Source organism: Streptomyces tyrfis (assembly GCF_037034285.1).
Classification (GTDB): Bacteria; Actinomycetota; Actinomycetes; order Streptomycetales; family Streptomycetaceae; genus Streptomyces.
Map to the genome: position 1 here is coordinate 32323 of NZ_JBAGJZ010000013.1, position 18121 is coordinate 50443.

General features: G+C 74.2%; 13 protein-coding genes. 9 read left to right on the top strand and 4 right to left on the bottom strand.

Annotation, left to right across the window (positions count from 1 at the left end; all coding sequences use genetic code 11):
• Positions 1-120: 120 nt before the first annotated feature.
• Positions 121-1320, bottom strand: coding sequence for an acetyl-CoA C-acetyltransferase (locus WA762_RS12475; RefSeq protein ID WP_335935604.1), 1200 nt, complete (start codon positions 1318-1320; stop codon positions 121-123).
• A gap of 135 nt (positions 1321-1455) precedes the next feature.
• On the opposite strand from WA762_RS12475, the gene mce reads away from it, so the two are divergent.
• The 7 genes from mce to WA762_RS12510 all read left to right on the top strand — a co-directional run bounded on the left by mce (position 1456) and on the right by WA762_RS12510 (position 11823).
• The gene (gene mce / locus WA762_RS12480) at positions 1456-1884 is read left to right on the top strand and encodes a methylmalonyl-CoA epimerase (protein ID WP_335935605.1); all 429 of its coding nucleotides are present in this window, start codon (positions 1456-1458) and stop codon (positions 1882-1884) included.
• A 164-nt stretch (positions 1885-2048) separates the two neighbouring features.
• Positions 2049-5975, top strand: a complete 3927-nt coding sequence (scy, locus tag WA762_RS12485; RefSeq protein WP_335935606.1) for a polarized growth protein Scy — start codon at positions 2049-2051, stop codon at positions 5973-5975.
• 418 nt (positions 5976-6393) lie between these two features.
• A complete protein-coding gene (locus WA762_RS12490; protein ID WP_335935607.1) occupies positions 6394-7329 on the top strand; it encodes a coiled-coil domain-containing protein in 936 nt (311 codons plus the stop codon).
• Positions 7330-7571: 242 nt separating this feature from the next.
• Positions 7572-8669, top strand: coding sequence for an ABC transporter ATP-binding protein (locus WA762_RS12495; RefSeq protein ID WP_335935608.1), 1098 nt, complete (start codon positions 7572-7574; stop codon positions 8667-8669).
• Between the two features lie 5 nt (positions 8670-8674).
• A complete protein-coding gene (locus tag WA762_RS12500; protein ID WP_335935609.1) occupies positions 8675-9454 on the top strand; it encodes an ABC transporter permease in 780 nt (259 codons plus the stop codon).
• Positions 9455-9799: 345 nt separating this feature from the next.
• A complete protein-coding gene (locus tag WA762_RS12505; protein WP_335935610.1) occupies positions 9800-10939 on the top strand; it encodes an ABC transporter ATP-binding protein in 1140 nt (379 codons plus the stop codon).
• Positions 10936-11823: an ABC transporter permease subunit gene (locus WA762_RS12510; RefSeq protein ID WP_335935611.1), complete on the top strand. Its 888-nt coding sequence runs from the start codon at positions 10936-10938 to the stop codon at positions 11821-11823. The genes WA762_RS12505 and WA762_RS12510 overlap by 4 nt, the downstream gene beginning before the upstream one ends.
• Positions 11824-11908: 85 nt before the next feature.
• Here WA762_RS12510 and WA762_RS12515 read toward each other — a convergent pair whose 3' ends face one another.
• On the bottom strand, positions 11909-12238 hold the full coding sequence (locus tag WA762_RS12515) for an ATP/GTP-binding protein (protein WP_335935612.1): 330 nt from the start codon (positions 12236-12238) through the stop codon (positions 11909-11911).
• Between the two features lie 211 nt (positions 12239-12449).
• On the opposite strand from WA762_RS12515, the gene WA762_RS12520 reads away from it, so the two are divergent.
• Positions 12450-13508 carry an LLM class flavin-dependent oxidoreductase gene (locus tag WA762_RS12520; protein WP_335935613.1) on the top strand — a complete coding sequence of 353 codons (1059 nt, stop codon included), beginning with the start codon at positions 12450-12452 and terminating at the stop codon, positions 13506-13508.
• 173 nt (positions 13509-13681) lie between these two features.
• On the opposite strand, the gene WA762_RS12525 is transcribed toward WA762_RS12520, so the two are convergent.
• A complete protein-coding gene (locus WA762_RS12525; protein WP_335935614.1) occupies positions 13682-14074 on the bottom strand; it encodes an SCO5389 family protein in 393 nt (130 codons plus the stop codon).
• A gap of 284 nt (positions 14075-14358) precedes the next feature.
• Between WA762_RS12525 and nucS the strand changes: the two genes are divergently transcribed.
• Positions 14359-15030, top strand: a complete 672-nt coding sequence (nucS, locus tag WA762_RS12530) for an endonuclease NucS (RefSeq protein ID WP_335935615.1) — start codon at positions 14359-14361, stop codon at positions 15028-15030.
• A gap of 331 nt (positions 15031-15361) precedes the next feature.
• Here the strand turns inward: nucS and WA762_RS12535 are convergent, their stop codons facing one another.
• Positions 15362-17977, bottom strand: a complete 2616-nt coding sequence (locus tag WA762_RS12535) for an ATP-binding protein (protein WP_335935616.1) — start codon at positions 17975-17977, stop codon at positions 15362-15364.
• Between the last annotated feature and the right edge of the window lie 144 nt (positions 17978-18121).

An 18121-nucleotide genomic window follows, 5' to 3' on the forward strand; every position in this document is an offset into this window, starting at 1 on the left:
CCGGGGCGTTCCTGCGGGGGCGATCCTGCGGGGCCTTGCCGCGCCCGGACCGGGGGCGCGGGGGCCTGGCGCGGACCGGCCGCGGACCGGGGCGCCCCGCTCCCCCGGTCCGCCCCCTGCCTACTTCGGGACGCGGATGATCAGCGCGTCGCCCTGACCGCCGCCGCCGCACAGCGCCGCCGCGCCGGTGCCGCCGCCGCGCCGCTTCAGCTCCAGCGCCAGGTGCAGCACCAGCCGGGCGCCGGACATCCCGATCGGGTGGCCGAGCGCGATGGCGCCGCCGTTGACGTTCACCTTCTCCGGGGTGACTCCGAGGTCCTTCATGGACTGGACGGCGACCGCCGCGAACGCCTCGTTGATCTCGATCAGATCCAGGTCCTCGACCTGGATGCCCTCCTTCTTCACGGCGTGCCGGATCGCGTTGGACGGCTGCGACTGGAGCGAGTTGTCCGGGCCCGCGACGTTGCCGTGGGCGCCGATCTCGGCGATCCAGTCCAGGCCCAGCTCCTCGGCCCTGGCCCGGCTCATGACGACGACCGCGGCGGCGCCGTCGGAGATCTGCGAGGAGGTGCCGGCGGTGATCGTGCCGTCCTTGCTGAAGGCCGGGCGCAGCCTGCCGAGGGACTCCGCGGTGGTCTCCGGCCGGATGCCCTCGTCCTTGGCGAAGAGCACCGGGTCGCCCTTGCGCTGCGGGATCTCGACCGGGGTGATCTCGGCCTCGAAGACGCCGTTCTTCTGGGCGGCGGCGGCGCGCTGGTGGGAGAGTGCGCCGATCTCGTCCTGCTCGGGCCGGGTCAGCCCCAGCCGGGTGTTGTGGTTCTCGGTGGACTCGCCCATCGGGATGTTCTCGTAGGCGTCGGTCAGGCCGTCGTACGCCATCGAGTCGAGCATCTCGATCGCGCCGTACTTGTGGCCCTCCCGGGACTTCGGGAGCAGGTGCGGGGCGTTCGTCATGGACTCCTGGCCGCCGGCGACCACGATCTCGAACTCGCCGGCGCGGATCAGCTGGTCGGCGAGCGCGATCGCGTCGAGCCCGGAGAGGCACACCTTGTTGACGGTGAGCGCGGGGACGTTCATCGGGATGCCCGCCTTGACGGCGGCCTGGCGGGCCGGGATCTGGCCGGCCCCGGCCTGGAGCACCTGCCCCATGATCACGTACTCGACCTGGTCGCCGCCGATGCCGGCCCGGTCCAGCGCGGCCCTGATGGCGAAGCCGCCGAGCTCGGCGGCGGAGAAGCTCTTCAGGGAACCGAGGAGACGGCCCATGGGCGTACGCGCGCCCGCGACGATCACTGAGGTGTTACCGGTCGTTCCTGACATGAGGCGCAGCCCCCTGGGATGAGGTGTGAACGAGGGTTTACTCGAATGTACTGAGCGGTACCCCGCCCGTCATCCGGCAGCGAGTGTGACGGCGCGCACGTTGCGTAACCATGGGCGGGGCGCTGCACTGGTTCCATGCTGACGCGCATCGACCACATCGGGATCGCCTGTTCCGACCTGGACAGGACCGTCGAGTTCTACCGCTCGACCTACGGGTTCGAGGTGTTCCACACGGAGGTCAACGAGGAGCAGGGCGTACGCGAGGCCATGCTCAAGATCAACGATACGTCCGACGGGGGCGCCTCGTACCTCCAGCTCCTGGAGCCGATCCGGGAGGACTCCCCGGTCGGGAAGTGGCTGGCGAAGAACGGGGAGGGCGTCCATCACATCGCCTTCGGCACCGCGGACGTCGACGCGGACGCCGCGGAGATCCGCGGGAAGGGGGTCAGAGTGCTCTACGACGAGCCGCGGACCGGGTCGATGGGGTCCCGGATCACCTTCCTGCACCCCAAGGACTGCCACGGCGTCCTGACCGAACTGGTCACGTCCGCAGCGGAGCACTGACCTCCGGTTACCTGGCCCGGTAGAGTGGGCCGTTCCGGGCCGGGGCCGGGTCGGGGCCGCGCCGCGTCCCCAGCCGTTGATCTGTCACCATTCCCCGGGGGACCGTTCGCCGGCGAACGGTACTCGTTGGAGAGTTGCGACCATGGGACGGATGGGACCGCGCAGTGCGGGGCTACGAACGCCAGGAGAGCCACCGAGCTGACGACGACCATCTCTCGCGGTTCGAAGCCGAGATGGACCGGCTGAAGACCGACCGGGAGAAGGCCGTCCAGCACGCCGAGGACCTCGGTTACCAGGTCGAGGTCTTGCGCGCCAAGCTGCACGAGGCTCGGCGCAATCTCGCGAACCGTCCCGCGTACGACGGCGCGGACATCGGTTACCAGGCGGAGCAGATGCTCCGGAACGCGCAGATGCAGGCCGAGCAGATGCGCACCGACGCCGAACGGGAGCTGCGCGAGGCCCGGGCGCAGACGCAGCGGATCCTCCAGGAGCACGCCGAGCACCAGGCGCGGCTCCAGGCCGAGCTGCACAACGAGGCGGTGCAGCGGCGCCAGCAGCTGGACCAGGAGCTGGCCGAGCGCCGCCGTACGGTCGAGTCCCACGTCAACGAGAACGTCGCCTGGGCCGAGCAGCTCAGGGCCCGGACGGAGTCGCAGGCGCGGCGGCTGCTGGACGAGTCCAGGGCCGAGGCCGAGCAGGCGCTGGCGGCGGCGCGGGCGGAGTCCGCCCGGCTGGCGGAGGAGACCCGGCAGCGGCTCGGCGCCGAGGCCGAGGCGGCCCGTGCCGAGGCGGAGACGCTCCTGCTGCGCGCCCGCAAGGACGCCGAGCGGATGCTGGACACCGCCTCCGCCCAGGCGCAGGAGGCCGCGGGCCACGCCGAGCGGCTGCGTTCGTCGACGGCCGCCGAGACCGAGCAGGCGCGGCAGCGGACGGCGGAGCTGAGCCGGGCCGCCGAGCAGCGCATGCAGGAGGCCGAGACCCGGCTGCGCGAGGCCCGGCTGGAGGCCGAGAAGGTCACGGCGGAGGCGAAGGAGACGGCCGCCAAGCGGCTGGCCGCCGCCGAGTCGGAGAACGAGCAGCGCACCCGTACGGCCAGGTCGGAGGTCGCCCGGCTGGTCGGCGAGGCCACCAAGGAGGCCGAGGCGCTCCGGGCGGAGGCCGAACAGGCGCTCGCGGACGCCCGCGACGACGCGGAGCGGCTGAAGGCCGAGGCGGCCGAGAAGGCCCGCTCGGACGCCGCCGAGGACGCCGCGGCCCAGCTCGCCAAGGCCGCCAGGTCCGCCGAGGAGGTGCTGACCAAGGCGTCCGAGGACGCGAAGTCCACCACCCGGGCGGCGGGCGAGGAGGCCGAGCGGATCCGCCGCGAGGCCCAGGCCGAGGCGGACCGGCTGCGCGCCGAGGCGGCCGAGCAGGCCGATCAGCTCAAGGGCGCGGCCAAGGACGACACCGAGGAGTACCGGGCCCGGACGGTCGAGCTCCAGGAGGAGGCGCGCCGGCTGCGCGGCGAGGCCGAGCAGCTGCGTTCCGAGGCGGTCGCCGAGGGCGAGCGGATCCGGGGCGAGGCCCGCCGCGAGGCCGTCCAGCAGCTGGAGGAGGGCGCGAAGACCGCCGAGGAGCTGCTGGCCAAGGCGAAGAGCGACGCGGAGGAGCTGCGCGCGACCGCGAGCGCCGAGAGCGAGCGGGTCCGCACCGAGGCGTCCGAGCGCGCCGCCACGCTGCGCAAGCAGGCCGAGGAGGCCCTGGAGCGCGCCCGCGCGGAGGCGGAGCAGCTGCGCGCCGAGGCGGAGGAGCAGGCCGAGTCCACCACCGCCGCGGCGGAGCGGGCGGCGGCGGAGCTGCGCGAGGAGACCGAGGGCGCGGTCGCGGCCCGGGAGGCCGAGGCGGCCGAGGAGCTGGCCCGGCAGCACGGCGAGGCCGGGGCCAAGCTCGTCGCCGCCGAAGAGGCGCTCGCGGAGGCGCGCGCCGAGGCGGAGCGGATCCGCCGCGAGACGAACGAGGAGTCCGAGCGGCTGCGCACGGAGGCCGCCGAGCGGCTGAAGGCGCTGCGGGAGCAGGCCGAGGCGGAGGCGGAGCGGCTGCGCGAGGAGGCCGCGGCGGACGCCTCGCAGTCGCGGGCGGAGGGCGAGTCCACCGCCGTACGGCTGCGCACGGAGGCGGCCGCCGAGGCGGAGCGGCTCAAGACCGAGGCGCAGGAGAACGCCGACCGGCTGAGGTCCGAGGCGGCGGCCGCCGCCGAGCGGGTGGAGGCGGAGGCCACCGAGGCGCTGGAGGCGGCGCGCGAGGAGGCGAACCGGCGTCGCCGGGAGGCCGAGGAGACCCTCGACGCGGCGCGCACCGAGGCGAACCAGGAGCGCGAGCGGGCCCGCGAGCAGAGCGAGGAGCTGCTGGCCTCGGCCCGCAAGCGGGTCGAGGAGGCGCAGGCCGAGGCCCAGCGGCTGGTCGAGGAGGCGGAGGGCCGGGCGACCGAGCTGGTCGCCGCGGCCGAGCAGGCCGCCCAGAAGGTGCGGGACTCGGTCAGCGGGCTCCAGGAGCAGGCCGAGGAGGAGATCGCCGGGCTGCGCTCCGCCGCGGAGCACGCGGCGGAGCGGACCAGGTCCGAGGCGCAGGAGGAGGCGGACCGGGTTCGCACCGACGCCTACGCGGAACGCGACCGGGCGGGCGAGGACGCGGCGCGGATCCGCCGGGAGGCGCAGGAGGAGTCCGAGGCCGCGAAGGCGATGGCCGAGCGGACGGTCGCGGAGGCGATCACCGAGTCGGAGCGGCTGCGCGCGGAGGCGGCCGCCGAGTCGGAGCGGCTGCGCGCGGACGCCGCGGAGTACAGCCAGCGGATGCGCACCGAGGCGTCCGACTCGCTGGCGTCGGCGGAGCAGGACGCGGCGCGCAGCCGGGCCGAGGCCCGCGAGGACGCCAATCGGATGCGGTCCGAGGCCGCGGCCCAGGCCGACCGGCTGGTCGGCGAGGCGACGAGCGAGTCCGAGCGGCTCCTCGCGGAGTCGGCGCGGCAGGCCGCCGAGCGCGTCGACGAGGCGACGCGGCAGGCCGGGACGCTCGTCGAGGAGGCCACCGAGCGGGCCGCCGGGCTGGTCGGCGAGGCGGAGCAGGAGGCGCGGCGGGTCCGCGCCGAGGCGACGGACGAGTCCGAGCGGCTGCGCGCGGAGGCGGCGGCCACCGTGGCGTCGGCGCAGGAGCACGCGGCCCGCACCCGCGAGGAGGCCGAGCGGGCGCGCGCCGAGGCGGAGGCCGCGGCCGAGCAGACCCGCACCCGGGCCCGCGAGGAGGCGGACCGGCTGCTCGACGAGGCGCGGGAGGCGGCGGCGAAGCGCCGTGCCGACGCCGCCGAGCAGGCGGACCAGCTCGTCGAGAAGGCCCGCGAGGAGGCGCTGCGCACCACCGCGGAGGCGGAGAAGCAGGCCGACACGATGGTCGGCGCGGCCCGCAAGGAGGCCGTGCGGATCACCTCGGAGGCGACCGTGGAGGGCAACTCCCTGGTGGAGCGGGCCCGTACGGACGCCGACGAGTTGCTGGTCGGGGCCCGCCGGGACGCCACCGCCATCCGGGAACGGGCGGAGGAGCTGCGGACCAGGATCGAGAGCGAGATCGAGGAGCTCCACGACCGGGCGCGGCGGGAGACCGCCGAGCAGATGAAGACGGCGGGCGAGCGCGTCGACAAGCTGATGAAGGCGGCGACCGAGCAGCGCGAGGACGCCGAAGCCAAGGCCAAGGAGCTGCTGGCGAACGCGAATTCGGAGGCGAGCAAGGTCCGGATCGCGGCGGTGAAGCGGGCCGAGACGCTGCTGAAGGAGGCCGAGCAGAAGAAGGCCACGCTGGTCCGCGAGGCCGAGAAGCTGCGGGCCGACGCGGCGGCCGAGGCGAAGCGCATGGTCGACGAGGGCCGGCACGAGCTGGATGTGCTGGTGCGCCGCCGCGAGGACATCAACACCGAGATCTCCCGCGTGCAGGACGTGCTGGAGGCCCTGGAGTCGTTCGAGACGCCGTCAGGCGGCAAGGGCGGCAACGGTGGTTCCAACGGCGGCGTCAAGGCCGGTGCGTCCTCGGGCGGCCGCTCGGGCGGCAAGTCGTCCGAGGGCTAGGGGGTGTCTGACACATACCTGCGGCGTCGCGGGGTCCGGTGCGCACGCTCGCGGCGTTGCCGAACCGCCCACGTGGCTCCGCCACGCAGACGCTCCGGCGCCTTGCGATCGCACGCACCGGCCCCCGCTCCTTCTCCCGCACTCATTCATCAGACACCCCCAGTGCACCGGAGCCGGTACGCCATCCGAGAGTCAGTCACGTCGTCCAGGAGCCGGTACGTCTCCCGAGAGCCCATGCCACGTCATGTCCGCGCCGAGAAAAGGAGGTTCGGCCCTCCGGTTGGCAAGCGCCACCGGGGGTCGGCCACCCAAAAGGGGTGTCATTCTCCAGATCGAAACCGCATCCACTCGATGACACGCCGTTCCGCGGCCTAGGATTCCCCCTAACACCTCACCGGTCTCTTTCGACAGGAACCCCATGAGCGACCCTTCCTCCCCCTTCGGCTTCGAGCTCGTGCGACGTGGATACGACCGCAGTCAGGTAGACAACCGCATCGCCAAGCTCGTCGCCGACCGTGACAGCGCCCTCGCCCGAATCACCTCGCTCGAGAAGCGCATCGAGGAGCTGCACCTCGAGACGCAGAGCGCCCAGGCCCAGGTGACCGACGCGGAGCCGTCGTACGCCGGTCTCGGCGCGCGCGTGGAGAAGATCCTGCGCCTGGCCGAGGAGGAGGCGAAGGAGCAGCGCGAGGAGGCCCGCCGCGCCGCCGAGCAGCTCCGCGAACTCGCCGAGTCGGCCGCCCAGCAGGTGCGCGACGACGCGGAGGCGTTCGCCGCCGACCGCAAGACGAAGGCCGAGGACGAGGGCGCGCGCATCGTCGAGAAGGCCAAGGGCGAGGCCGGCACGCTGGTCGCGGACGCCCAGAAGGACGCCGCGCAGAAGCGCGAGGAGGCGGACGCCCTCTTCGAGGAGACCCGCGCCAAGGCCGCCCAGGCCGCCGCCGACTTCGAGACCAACCTGGCCAAGCGCCGCGACCAGTCGGAGCGCGACCTGGCGTCCCGTCAGGCCAAGGCCGAGAAGCGTCTGGCCGAGATCGAGCACCGTGCCGAGCAGCTCCGCCTGGAGGCCGAGAAGCTCCGTACGGACGCCGAGCGCCGGGCCCGTCAGACGGTCGAGACCGCGCAGCGCCAGTCCGAGGACATCGTGGCCGACGCCAACGCGAAGGCCGACCGCATCCGCAGCGAATCGGAGCGCGAGCTGGCGGCGCTCACCAACCGCCGCGACTCGATCAACGCCCAGCTGACCAACGTCCGCGAGATGCTGGCGACGCTCACCGGCGCCGCGGTGGCCGCCGCGGGCGGTACCGGCGACGAGGAGTCCACCCGCGGCGTCCCGGCCCAGCAGACCCGCTGATCCGGACGGCCCGCGGCCGTATCTCCGCGTGACTCCCGGCGCGCCCGGCTCCGCCCTCGTGGCGGCGCCGGGCGCGCGGGCGTTTCCGGGCCCCGGCGGCTCTGCGGCCCGGGAGGGCGTCTGCCGCTTTCCGGGGCCCCGGCGGGCGCCCTCCCGGGCCGGGGCCGCGCCGTCCCCGGCGGGCGCGCCACGGCCGCGCGCCGGTCCACCGGGGAGGCCGGGTCAGCGCTTAGCGTGAGCGCATGATCGAGCTCGATGGCCTCACCAAGCGCTTCGGGGACAAGGTCGCCGTGGACCGGCTCTCGTTCCGGGTCCGCCCCGGAATGGTGACGGGTTTTCTGGGCCCGAACGGGGCGGGCAAATCGACCACGATGCGGATGGTGCTCGACCTCGACAACCCGACGAGCGGTTCGGTGCGCATCGACGGCCGGCGCTACCGCGAGCTCGACGAGCCCCTGAAGCACGTCGGCGCGCTGCTGGAGGCCAAGTCGATGCACGGCGGGCGCAGCGCGTACAACAACCTGCTCTGTCTGGCGCAGAGCAACCGCATCCCGGTGGGCCGGGTCGCCGAGGTGCTGGACACCGTCGGCCTGACCGCGGTCGCGAAGAAGCGGACCCGGGGCTTCTCCCTCGGCATGAGCCAGCGGCTCGGGATCGCGGCGGCGCTGCTGGGCGACCCCCGGGTGCTGCTCTTCGACGAGCCCGTCAATGGGCTCGACCCCGAGGGCATCCACTGGATCCGCAACCTGATGAAGGCCCTCGCCGCGGAGGGGCGGACCGTCTTCGTCTCCTCGCACCTGATGAGCGAGATGGCGCTCACCGCCGACCATCTGATCGTGATCGGCCAGGGCCGGCTGCTCGCCGACACCTCGATGGCCGACTTCATCCACCGGAACTCCCGCGGCTACGTCCGGCTGCGCTCGCCGGACCAGGAGCGGCTGCGGGACGTGCTGCACGCGGAGGGGCTGGTCGTGGTCGAGACGGCGGCCGGCGTACTGGAGGTCGACGGCGCCACCACCGAGGCGCTGGGCGAACTCGCCGCCCGGCACCGGATCGTGCTGCACGAGCTGAGCTCGCAGCGGGCCTCCCTGGAGGAGGCGTTCATGCGGATGACGGCGGACGCGGTGGAGTACCACGCGCATTCGGAGCCCGGCTCCCCCGGCGCGCCGCCGCCCCCGGGCCCTCGCTGGGGCGAGCAGTACCTCCGACGGACCACCGGCAGCGCGGGCGTCAGCCATCCCACCGGCATCACCGGCGCCACAGGCGTCAGCGACCCCACCGGCGCCACGGGCGTCACTGGTCCCACCGGCATCACCGATTCCACCGGCAAGGAGGTGTGACGACGATGGCATCGGTCTCCGCGGTCCTGACCTCCGAGTGGACCAAGATCCGTACGGTCTCGTCGACCGTCTGGACCCTGGTCTCCGCGTTCGCCGTGACGGTTCTGATGAGCGCGGCGCTCTGCGCCCTGATGAACGCCCAGTTCGACGACCTGCCCCCGATGGAGCGGGCCACCTTCGACCCGACGTTCGTCAGCTTCTCCGGCATGGTTCTGGGGCAGCTGGCCATGGTCGTCTTCGGCGTCCTGGTGGTCGGCACGGAGTACAGCTCGGGCATGATCCGCACCTCGCTGGCGGCGGTGCCCCGACGCGGCTCCTTCCTCTTCGGCAAGATCGCCGTGGCGGGGGCGCTGGCGCTGGCGGTCGGCCTCGTCACCTCCTTCGTCTCGTTCTTCCTGGGGCAGGCGCTGCTCGGGACGCTGCGTACGGACATCGGCGCGCCGCACGTCCTGCGCGCGGTGATCGGCGGCGGGCTCTACATGGGGCTGATCGGGACCTTCTCCATGGGCGTGGCGACGATGCTGCGCAGCTCCATGCTGTCGCTGGGCATCCTGATGCCCTTCTTCTTCCTGGTCTCGCGGATCCTGTCGGTGGTGCCGGGCGCGAAGAAGGTCGCCCGCTACTTCCCCGACCAGGCCGGTTCCAAGATCATGCAGGTGGTGCCGGACGCCATGAGCAGCGGCCCGAGCCCGTACGGCCCGTGGGGCGGGCTCGGCATCCTGTTGGCGTGGACGGCGGCGGCGCTGGTCGGCGGCCTTCTCGTGCTGCGGAAGCGCGACGCCTGAGCGACGGGCCGGGGCGCGGACGCCGGGCACCGGGACCGGGGCGGGCCGTCCTGGGGGACGGGCCGGGACGCGGCGGACTGGCGGCGGCGGGCGGGCCGCCCTGCGGGACGGCCCGCCCCTCCCCCGTAAGCGTGACATCCGCCTCGTCGGCGGCTTGACGGCCGCCGCCCGGGAAGCCGCCCCGACCGGTCCCGTACGGTCGCCGGCCGCACGACGGGCCGCGACGCGCGGCCCGAGCGGCTTGGCCGCAACCGTCAAGGGCTGGATATCCTCGTAACCCTTACGGGGGGTGTGCGGCCGGACGGCCCGGCCCCGACGACGGACAAGAGTCGATGGGGCTGAAGCATGATCGAGGCAGTCGGCCTGACCAAGCGCTACGGCGCGAAGACGGCCGTGTACAACCTTTCGTTCCAGGTGCGGCCGGGTACCGTCACGGGCTTCCTCGGCCCCAACGGGTCGGGCAAGTCCACCACCATGCGCATGATGCTGGGTCTGGACCGGCCGACCTCCGGTCATGTCACGATCGGCGGCCACCCCTTCCGGCACCTGCCGAACGCCCCGCGCGAGGTGGGCGCGCTGCTGGACGCCAAGGCCGTGCACGGCGGGCGCAGCGCCCGCAACCACCTCCTCTCGCTGGCCCAGTTGGCCGGGATCCCGGCCGCGCGGGTCGACGAGGTGCTCGGGGTCGTCGGGCTGCACGAGGTCGCGCGGAAGCGGACCAAGGGCTTCTCGCTCGGCATGGGCCAGCGGCTCGGGATCGCGGCGGCGCTGCTGGGCGACCCCCAGGTGCTGCTCTTCGACGAACCCGTCAACGGGCTCGACCCCGAGGGCATCCTCTGGGTCCGCAACCTGATGAAGGCCCTCGCGGCGGAGGGCCGCACGGTCTTCGTCTCCTCGCACCTGATGAGCGAGATGGCGCTCACCGCCGACCATCTGATCGTGATCGGCCGGGGGCAGCTGCTCGCCGACATGAGCGTCAAGGACTTCATCGCCGCCAACTCGGCCGGCTTCGCCCGGGTGCGGGTGGCGGACGGGCCCCCGGAGTCCCGGGAGAGGCTGACCGCCGCGCTCATCGAGGCGGGCGGCCAGGTGCTCTCCGAGCCCGACGGGGCGCTGCGGATCACCGGCCTGACACTGCCGGGGATCAGCGATCTCGCCCATGAGGCGGACGTCCGGCTGTGGGAGCTCTCCCCGCACCAGGCGTCGCTGGAGGAGGCGTACATGCGGATGACGCAGGGGGCCGTGGACTACCGCTCGACGGCGGACCAGAAGGCCGGGCTGCAGCAGCCGGCGCCGGGCCCCGGTGACCCGTACGGACAGCACCCGTACGGGGAGCAGCGGATCCCCGAGGTGCCGCAGGAGGGCTGGTACGCCCCGCCGCCGCCCGCGCGGACCCCGGCCGCAGCCCCGGCGGCCCCTCCCCGCACCGCCCCGGCGGCCCCCGCAGACCTGACCAAGAGCGAGACCAGCGAGGACGCCCGATGACGACACCGCCGACCCCGCAGGCAGCCGGCCACCCGCAGGCGCCGGGTCAGCAGGCGCCCCTTCCCCGGCAGAACCGGCAGGACGCGCCGACCGGGTCCTACGCCTCCCCGATCACGGCGCGGCCCGCCTCCTTCGGCGACGCGCTCGCCGCCGAGTGGACCAAGATCCGCTCGGTGCGCTCCACCATGTGGACGCTCGGCGTCATGACCGTCCTGGTGATCGGTCTCGGCGTGCTGGTGGCGGTCACCCTCCGGCTGACCGACTCCCTCATCAGCGATGTCCCCGAGCTCAGCTTCGGTTTCTTCGGTGTGCTGCTGGGCTCGCTCTGCGTGATCACGCTCGGCGTGCTGACCATCACGTCCGAGTACGGCACGGGCCTGATCCGCGCAACGCTGACGGCCTGCCCCAGCCGTTCCCGGGTGCTGTCCGCCAAGGCGGCCGTCTTCTTCCTGCTCGCCTTCGCCGTCACCACGGTGTCGGCCACGGCGGTCGCCGTGGTGCAGGCCTCGATGCTGAGCGGCCGGCGGGCGGACGCGGACGACTGGCTGCGCGCCACCGTCGGCGTCGGCCTCTTCATCGCGCTGCTGGGGCTGTTCTCCCTGGCGGTCGGCACCCTGGTCCGGCACTCCGCCGGGGCCATCACCGTCATGATCGGTGTGGTGCTGCTGCCGTTGGTGCTGGGGATGTTCATGTTCACGGAGTCCCTGCACGGCGTGCAGAAGGCGCTCTTCACCTACTCCATCCCCAGTCTGCTCAGCGTCCTCTACGACACCTCGGTCAGCGGTTCCGGCCCGACCGGCTGGGACCCGCTGTGGGCCATGCTCGGGGCGACGGCCGTGGCCATGGCGATCGCCTATGTGACGCTGGAGAAGCGGGACGTCTGAGAAGCGGGAGTCCGACGGGCCGGGACGTCCGACGGGCCGCCCCGCCCGGTCGCCCTCGCCGACCGCCCTCCGCCGACCGCCCGCCTCAGTGGCGGGGTGCGTTCCTGGACCGCTGCACCTGCGTGGTGCGGCGGTCCTTCGCGTTCCAGCACGCCTTGTGCCAGTGCCTGCGGTCGTCGATCCCGCCGTACTCGGACCAGGCCACCAGGTGCGGGACGCCGGGCGGGATCTCCTGGTCGCAGCCGGGACAGCGGTACCGCTTGCCCGCGGCGCTCGCGCCGCTCACCGGGCGCACCGACCACTCCTCGCCCCGCCACTCCTCGGTGCGTCCGCCACCGCCGTACCGGGTCCCCCACTCCATGGCCGGCTCGTGGGGACTCTCGCCGCCTCGGGGGCGGTTGCGGCGCGGGGACACGGGACACCTCACAGACGGGCGGGCGGTTTCCCCCAGCGTAGGGCCATTCGGCCCAGCCACGCGCACCCTGTCGTGCCGGAACGTTCCCTCCGACTTTGCCGACTTACCGGACAATCAGAACAACCCGCCTCCACCCCGTGCCCTTGGCACGTGTCAGACGTTGTTGCCCGTAGGGGAGAGACCCGCGTCGGCCGCGAGGAGGCAATTGGCGATGCGCGTGGGAACGTTCGTACTGGCAGCCCAGTTTCCGGGGCAGGGCCCGGGGGAGGCGCTGCATCGCGCGATCCGGTCCACCGAGGTCGCGGAGGAGTCCGGGCTCGACTCGGTCTGGCTGGCGGAGCACCATTTCGTGCCGTACGGGGTCTGCCCGTCCGCCGTCACCCTGGCCGCGCTGCTGCTGGGCCGGACCAGAAGGATCCGGGTGGGCACGGCGGTGAGCGTGCTGCCGGCCCAGCATCCGGTCGCGCTGGGCGAACAGACCGCGCTGCTCCATCTCACCAGCGGCGGCAGATTCACCCTCGGCGTCGGCCGGGGCGGCCCCTGGGTGGACCTGGAGGTGTTCGGCGGCGGTCTGGAGGCGTACGAGAGGGACTTCCCGGAGTCCCTGGGGCTGTTGCTCGACTGGCTGACCGCGCCGAGAGTGGCCGGGAAGGGTCCGCGATACGGCTTCCGCGAGGTGGCGGTGGTCCCCCGGGCCGACGACCCGCTCGACGGCTGCGGCGGCGCCGGGCCGGGCGGCGAGGGGTGCGGCGGCCCCGAGGTGGTCGTCGCCTGCACCTCGCCGAAGACGGTGCGGCTGGCCGCGGAGCGCGGGCTGCCGATGCTCCTCGGGATGCACTGCGGGGACGAGGAGAAGGCGGAGATGATCGCCCTGTGGCGGTCGACCGCGCTGGCCGCGGGCCGTCCGCCGGAGAGCGTCCGGGCCGCCGGACACGTCTCGGCGGGGGTGGCGCAGATCTCCGACCACGCCGAGGACGCGGTGGAGACCCTGGTCAAGGCGATGCCCGGCTGGCTGCGGCAGGGTCTGGACGCCCATGTGACGGTGGACGGACGGCACCGGGTGATGCGCGACCCGGTGGCCTATACGGAGCTGTTGTGCGGTCTTCATCCGGTGGGCCCGCCCCGGCTGGCCGCCGACCGGCTCGCCGCCACCGCCGAGCGGACGGGCATCACCCGCTTCGCGCTCCTGGTGGAGGGCTCGGGCGATCTGACGGTCACGGAGGAGAACGTGGCGCGGCTGGGCACGGAGGTGCTGCCGCTCCTCGCCTGAGGCCGTCCGAGGCGTCGCGGGACGCACTCCGCGGGGGCATCGCGAAACGTGCTCCGTGCTCACCGCCCCGGTCCGGCCGGCCCGCCCCGGCCGGGGTCCGCGGCACGACGACGGCAGCGCTCAGGGTCTGCCCGACGGCTCATGACCGGGCAGACCCTGCCGCCGAACCGACCTCAGCAGTCCCGGAGTTCGGGCGACTGGTTGAGCAACTGACCCCTCACCGAGGTGAATCGGGCCAACCGTTCGTCGGCCGAGGAGTCCAACGGGAACACCGCGACGCGGTGGCAGTTCTGGAATGCCAGGCGCACTCCGAAGTGCCGTTGCAGAGCGCCGCGTATCGCATCACTCGCGAGCGCACGCAGCAGCTGACCACGGGCCTGCTCGTCCGGCGGGGGCGTCTGGTTGTCGGCGAACTCTCCGCCGTCGACCTTCAGCTGGGCCACCAACGAGCTGATCATCTCCCACGCATAGGGCAGGGAGGTCCGGACGCAGTCGACGAAATCGGCTTCGTCGACCTCGCCTCGCTCGGCCTGTTCCAACAGCGCCGGTGAGACGTCGAGCGACATGGGTTCTCCTCTCGCGGCCCCGACGCCGGGCCGGGGCCCTACGGGCAGGGCAAGGAGGGCGACGACGCGGCGTGCACACACGGCGACCTCCTGATTACACGGTAAGGGTGCGGTCCTGGCCGCACCAGGAGATTGGGAACACAACCGGCCACTCACGAAGGAGAGCAAAGAGGGACAAGAACGAAAGCACCCGATCTCACCGGCGCTCCGGGCGGTCCGGTCCGGTCGGGGACGGAAGGGGGAGAATCGCGTGGAGGACCCGTCGTCGAGTAGCGTTGCCGACCATGCGTCTCGTCATCGCCCGCTGCTCCGTCGACTACGCCGGCCGGCTCACCGCCCACCTGCCCTCCGCCCCCCGCCTGATCCTGATCAAGGCGGACGGGAGCGTATCGATCCACGCCGACGACCGGGCGTACAAGCCCCTCAACTGGATGTCGCCGCCCTGCACCCTCAAGGAGGGCGCCGACGACACCGCGTCCGTCTGGACCGTGGTGAACAAGGCGGGCGAGAAACTGATCATCACGATGGAGGAGATCCTCCACGACTCGTCGCACGAACTCGGCGTCGACCCGGGGCTCATCAAGGACGGCGTCGAGGCGCATCTTCAGGAACTCCTCGCCGACCGGATCGAGACTCTCGGCGAGGGCTACACGCTGATCCGCCGCGAGTACTTCACCGCGATCGGCCCCGTCGACATCCTCTGCCGGGACGCGGACGGGGGCACGGTGGCCGTGGAGCTGAAGCGGCGCGGCGACATCGACGGCGTGGAGCAGCTGACCCGCTATCTGGAGCTGCTCAACCGCGATCCCCACCTCGCCCCCGTGAAGGGCGTCTTCGCGGCGCAGGAGATCAAGCCGCAGGCCCGGGTGCTGGCGACGGACCGGGGCATCGACTGCGTGGTCCTCGACTACGACGCGCTGCGCGGCATCGAGGACGACAAGCTGCGGCTGTTCTGACGCCCCGCTCCCCCGGTCCGGGCCCGTCCCCGCGGACGGCCCGCTTCCGCCGGACGGCCCCGTTTCCCCTGGCCGGTCCCTTTCCGCCCTGACCGGCCCGTCTCCGCCCCGAACAGCCCGTTTCCACCGGCCGGCTCCGCTCTCCTGGCCGGCCCCGCTCCCCCGCCGCATCGCCCCGACGCCGGACGCCCCGTACGCGTCCGGCGTTCCGCTTTCCCGCGTGGCGGCGGGCGGTCACGCGGCCTTCCGGCGGCGTCCGTCGTTCCGCTCCCGCATGTGACGCCGGCCCGGACGCGGCGCGGCGATCCCGGCGCGGCGATCCCGGCGCGGCTCAGACCACCTCCGGCGCGCCGTCCTCGGCCTCCGCCGACGCCGAGAGGGAGGACGAGGCCGGTCCGCCCGCCGAGTCGGTGGTGTCCGGGGGGACCGGCTGGGTCTCCGAGGGCTGGGGCGTCGGTTCCGTGGAGGTGTCGTCCGTCGGGCTCGGGCTCGGCTCCCCCGACGCCGTCGGCGTGGACGGCTTCGTCGGCGTGGCCGGGTCGGTCGTCCCGTCCGGGGCGGGGTGGTCGTCGGACGGGGCGCCCGGCGAGGGGCGGTCGCTGGGCTCCGCCGAGCCCGTCGGCGTACCGCTTCCGCTCGGGGTGGGCTCGCCCTCCGACGGGCCGGCCGTCACCGGGCCGTCGTCGGGCGCCCGGTCCTGCTGACCGGAGCCGTCCGCCGGGCCGTCGTCCGTCGCCCCGTTCGCGTCGTCGCCCGGCGACTCCTCGGACGTGACGCCCGGGTTCCCCCGGGGCGTGCCGTCGCCGGAGGTGGCGCCCAGGACCACGACCGTGCCGAGCACGGCGGCGAGCAGCGCGCCCGCGCCGATCGCGACCAGATTGCGCCGGGCCTTCCCCAGCAGGGCGATGCGGCCCTTGGCCGCGCCCGCGCCCGGTGCGGGGGCGGCTCCGGCGCGCGAGGGGATCACCGCGGTGGTGTCCGTCGCGGACCCCGGCGCCCGCTTCCGCGCCGCCGCGGCCGCCGGCCCCAGGGGCAGCGGCGTCGTCTCGTCGAACCGGGGCGTCGGCGTCGTCCGGCCCACCGCCGCGGGCCCTCCGGCCACCGGACCGCCGGGCACGGGACCGCCCGGTACGGGACCGCCGGGCGTCGGGCCGCCCGGCAGCGGTCCGCCGGGCAGCGGTCCGCCGGAGCGGTCCGCGACCAGGGCCAGCGCGCGCCGCCCGACCACCATGCCGGGCTTGTCGGCGAGGGCCCCGCGCATCCCGATGGACGTCTCCAGCTCCGTCCGGGCCCGGTCCGGGCTGCCGGAGCAGAGCGCCAGAATGCCCAGCTCATGGTGGAAGTACGCCTCTTCGGCCACCTCCCCGGCGATCCTGGCTGCCTCCTGACCGATCCTCAGGGTCTTCTCCCAGGCGCCCCAGTGCAGCCCCGCCGCGAAGGCCGGGGCGGCGCTGCGGGCCAGGAGCACGGCCGCGCTGGTCTGCCCGGCCTCCTCGCCGGGGACGAGCCGGGCCAGGGCGGCGACGACCGCGTCGGCCTCGGCGGTGACCCTGCCCGGGGTGACCGAGGGGTGCCCGGCCCACCAGGCGTAGTGCTGGGCCGCCGTCCGGGCGTGCTCGGCGCTGTCCGCTCCGTATCCGGCGGCCTCCAGCTGGGCGACGGCCCCCGCGGCCAGGCGGTAGCGGGAGCCAGCCGGGGAGAGCAGTCCGCAGGCGGCCAGCTCGCCCAGGGCGGCATCCGCGTGGGTGTCCCCCACCAGCGCCGGCAGGTGCGCCTGGTGCGGCACCTCGCCGCCGAGCGCGACCGCGAAGCGCAGGGTGTCGCGGGCGGGCTCGCTGAGCCCGGAGGCGAGCAGCGGGGCGGGCGCCGCGGCCTCGCCGAGACCGGGCAGCGGTATGTGAACGCCGTCGGTGGCCTCGTCGTGCCCGAAGGGCGGCTCCGCGGGACGGTCCGCGGCGGCGGGCGCGCCGGAGAGGTCGCGGGCCCCGGGGTCGGCGCGCAGCAGATCGCGCCGGCACAGCAGGGCGCCCGCCTGGACGAAGCGCAGCGGCAGCCCCTCGGACTCGAACCAGAGGTCCCCCGCCCAGTTCTTCTCCTCCTCGGTGAGCGGACGCTCGACGAGCCGTTCCAGCAGCTCGACCGAGGAGCCCCGGCCGAGTCCGGGGAGGAAGACCTCTTCGAGGTCCGAGTCGGGGGCCGGGGCGGCGACGTCCGGGGTCGCCGTGAGCAGGAAGGCGCACTCCGGTGTGGCGTCGAGCAGTTCCTCCAGGGCGGCCCCGCCGAACTCCAGGTCGTCGAGGAGGACCACGGCGCCGACGCCCCGCAGGAGGTCGAGGAGGCCGGCGTGCTCGGGCCGGTGCGGCGCGGCCTCGTAGACGGCCTCGAAGAGCGCGTACAGCACGTCCGTGACGGACCGCTTGTGGCCGGAGAGCCGTACGACGCCGTCGGGCGCGAAGTCGGCGCAGTCGGCGGCGACGGCGTTCAGCAGGGTGGTACGGCCGGAGCCGGCCGGTCCGGTGAGCCGTACGGAGCGGCCCCGGGCCAGCAGGCGCACCAGCCGCTCGCGCTCCTCCGAGCGTTCGAGGAGGGGCGGTTGAGGGGCGGGCGGCCCCGGCGGCACGGGGGGCGCGGCGGCGCGTTCACGGGCGGCGCGCTCCGTCGCGGTGCGCCGGACCGGGGGCTCGGGGTGTTCCCCCGGCGGGCACAGCTCGACCTCGCTGCCGTCGACCGGGTTGACGGTGAGCAGATAGTCGCCCGATATGAGCCGGACGACCCGGGCCGGATGCGGCGCCGGCTGCCCGAAGTCCGGAGCGGCGGCGCCTCCTCTGCCCGAACGGGTGCGGGAGCCCGGCGACGGTTCCGGGGAGGGGCGCCGTCCGTCGGCGCCGCCGCCGGAGCCGTTCTCGTCCCGGCCGTACTCCTCCGGCCCCTGGTGTGTCGGGTCCATCGCCAAAGCCCCCAGACGCGTCGCGCATGATTGCCCCTCCCGGCCTCGCGCGCCCTGCTGTCGCCTCCGGGCCGGTGTCCGCCCGGGGGGTGCCGTCAATCGGCGGACGGGCCGACCCTAGACCGTCGCCCGGTTCCCGCGCAC

Excerpts from the sequence above, each read along its gene's own strand:
- WA762_RS12500 (WP_335935609.1), top strand. The coding sequence starts at position 8,675 with ATGGCATCGGTCTCCGCGGTCCTGACCTCCGAGTGGACCAAGATCCGT.
- mce (WP_335935605.1), top strand. The coding sequence starts at position 1,456 with ATGCTGACGCGCATCGACCACATCGGGATCGCCTGTTCCGACCTGGAC.
- WA762_RS12495 (WP_335935608.1), top strand. The coding sequence starts at position 7,572 with ATGATCGAGCTCGATGGCCTCACCAAGCGCTTCGGGGACAAGGTCGCC.
- WA762_RS12520 (WP_335935613.1), top strand. The coding sequence starts at position 12,450 with ATGCGCGTGGGAACGTTCGTACTGGCAGCCCAGTTTCCGGGGCAGGGC.
- WA762_RS12525 (WP_335935614.1), bottom strand. The coding sequence starts at position 14,074 with ATGTCGCTCGACGTCTCACCGGCGCTGTTGGAACAGGCCGAGCGAGGC.
- WA762_RS12490 (WP_335935607.1), top strand. The coding sequence starts at position 6,394 with ATGAGCGACCCTTCCTCCCCCTTCGGCTTCGAGCTCGTGCGACGTGGA.
- WA762_RS12510 (WP_335935611.1), top strand. The coding sequence starts at position 10,936 with ATGACGACACCGCCGACCCCGCAGGCAGCCGGCCACCCGCAGGCGCCG.
- WA762_RS12505 (WP_335935610.1), top strand. The coding sequence starts at position 9,800 with ATGATCGAGGCAGTCGGCCTGACCAAGCGCTACGGCGCGAAGACGGCC.
- WA762_RS12475 (WP_335935604.1), bottom strand. The coding sequence starts at position 1,320 with ATGTCAGGAACGACCGGTAACACCTCAGTGATCGTCGCGGGCGCGCGT.
- nucS (WP_335935615.1), top strand. The coding sequence starts at position 14,359 with ATGCGTCTCGTCATCGCCCGCTGCTCCGTCGACTACGCCGGCCGGCTC.
- WA762_RS12535 (WP_335935616.1), bottom strand. The coding sequence starts at position 17,977 with ATGGACCCGACACACCAGGGGCCGGAGGAGTACGGCCGGGACGAGAAC.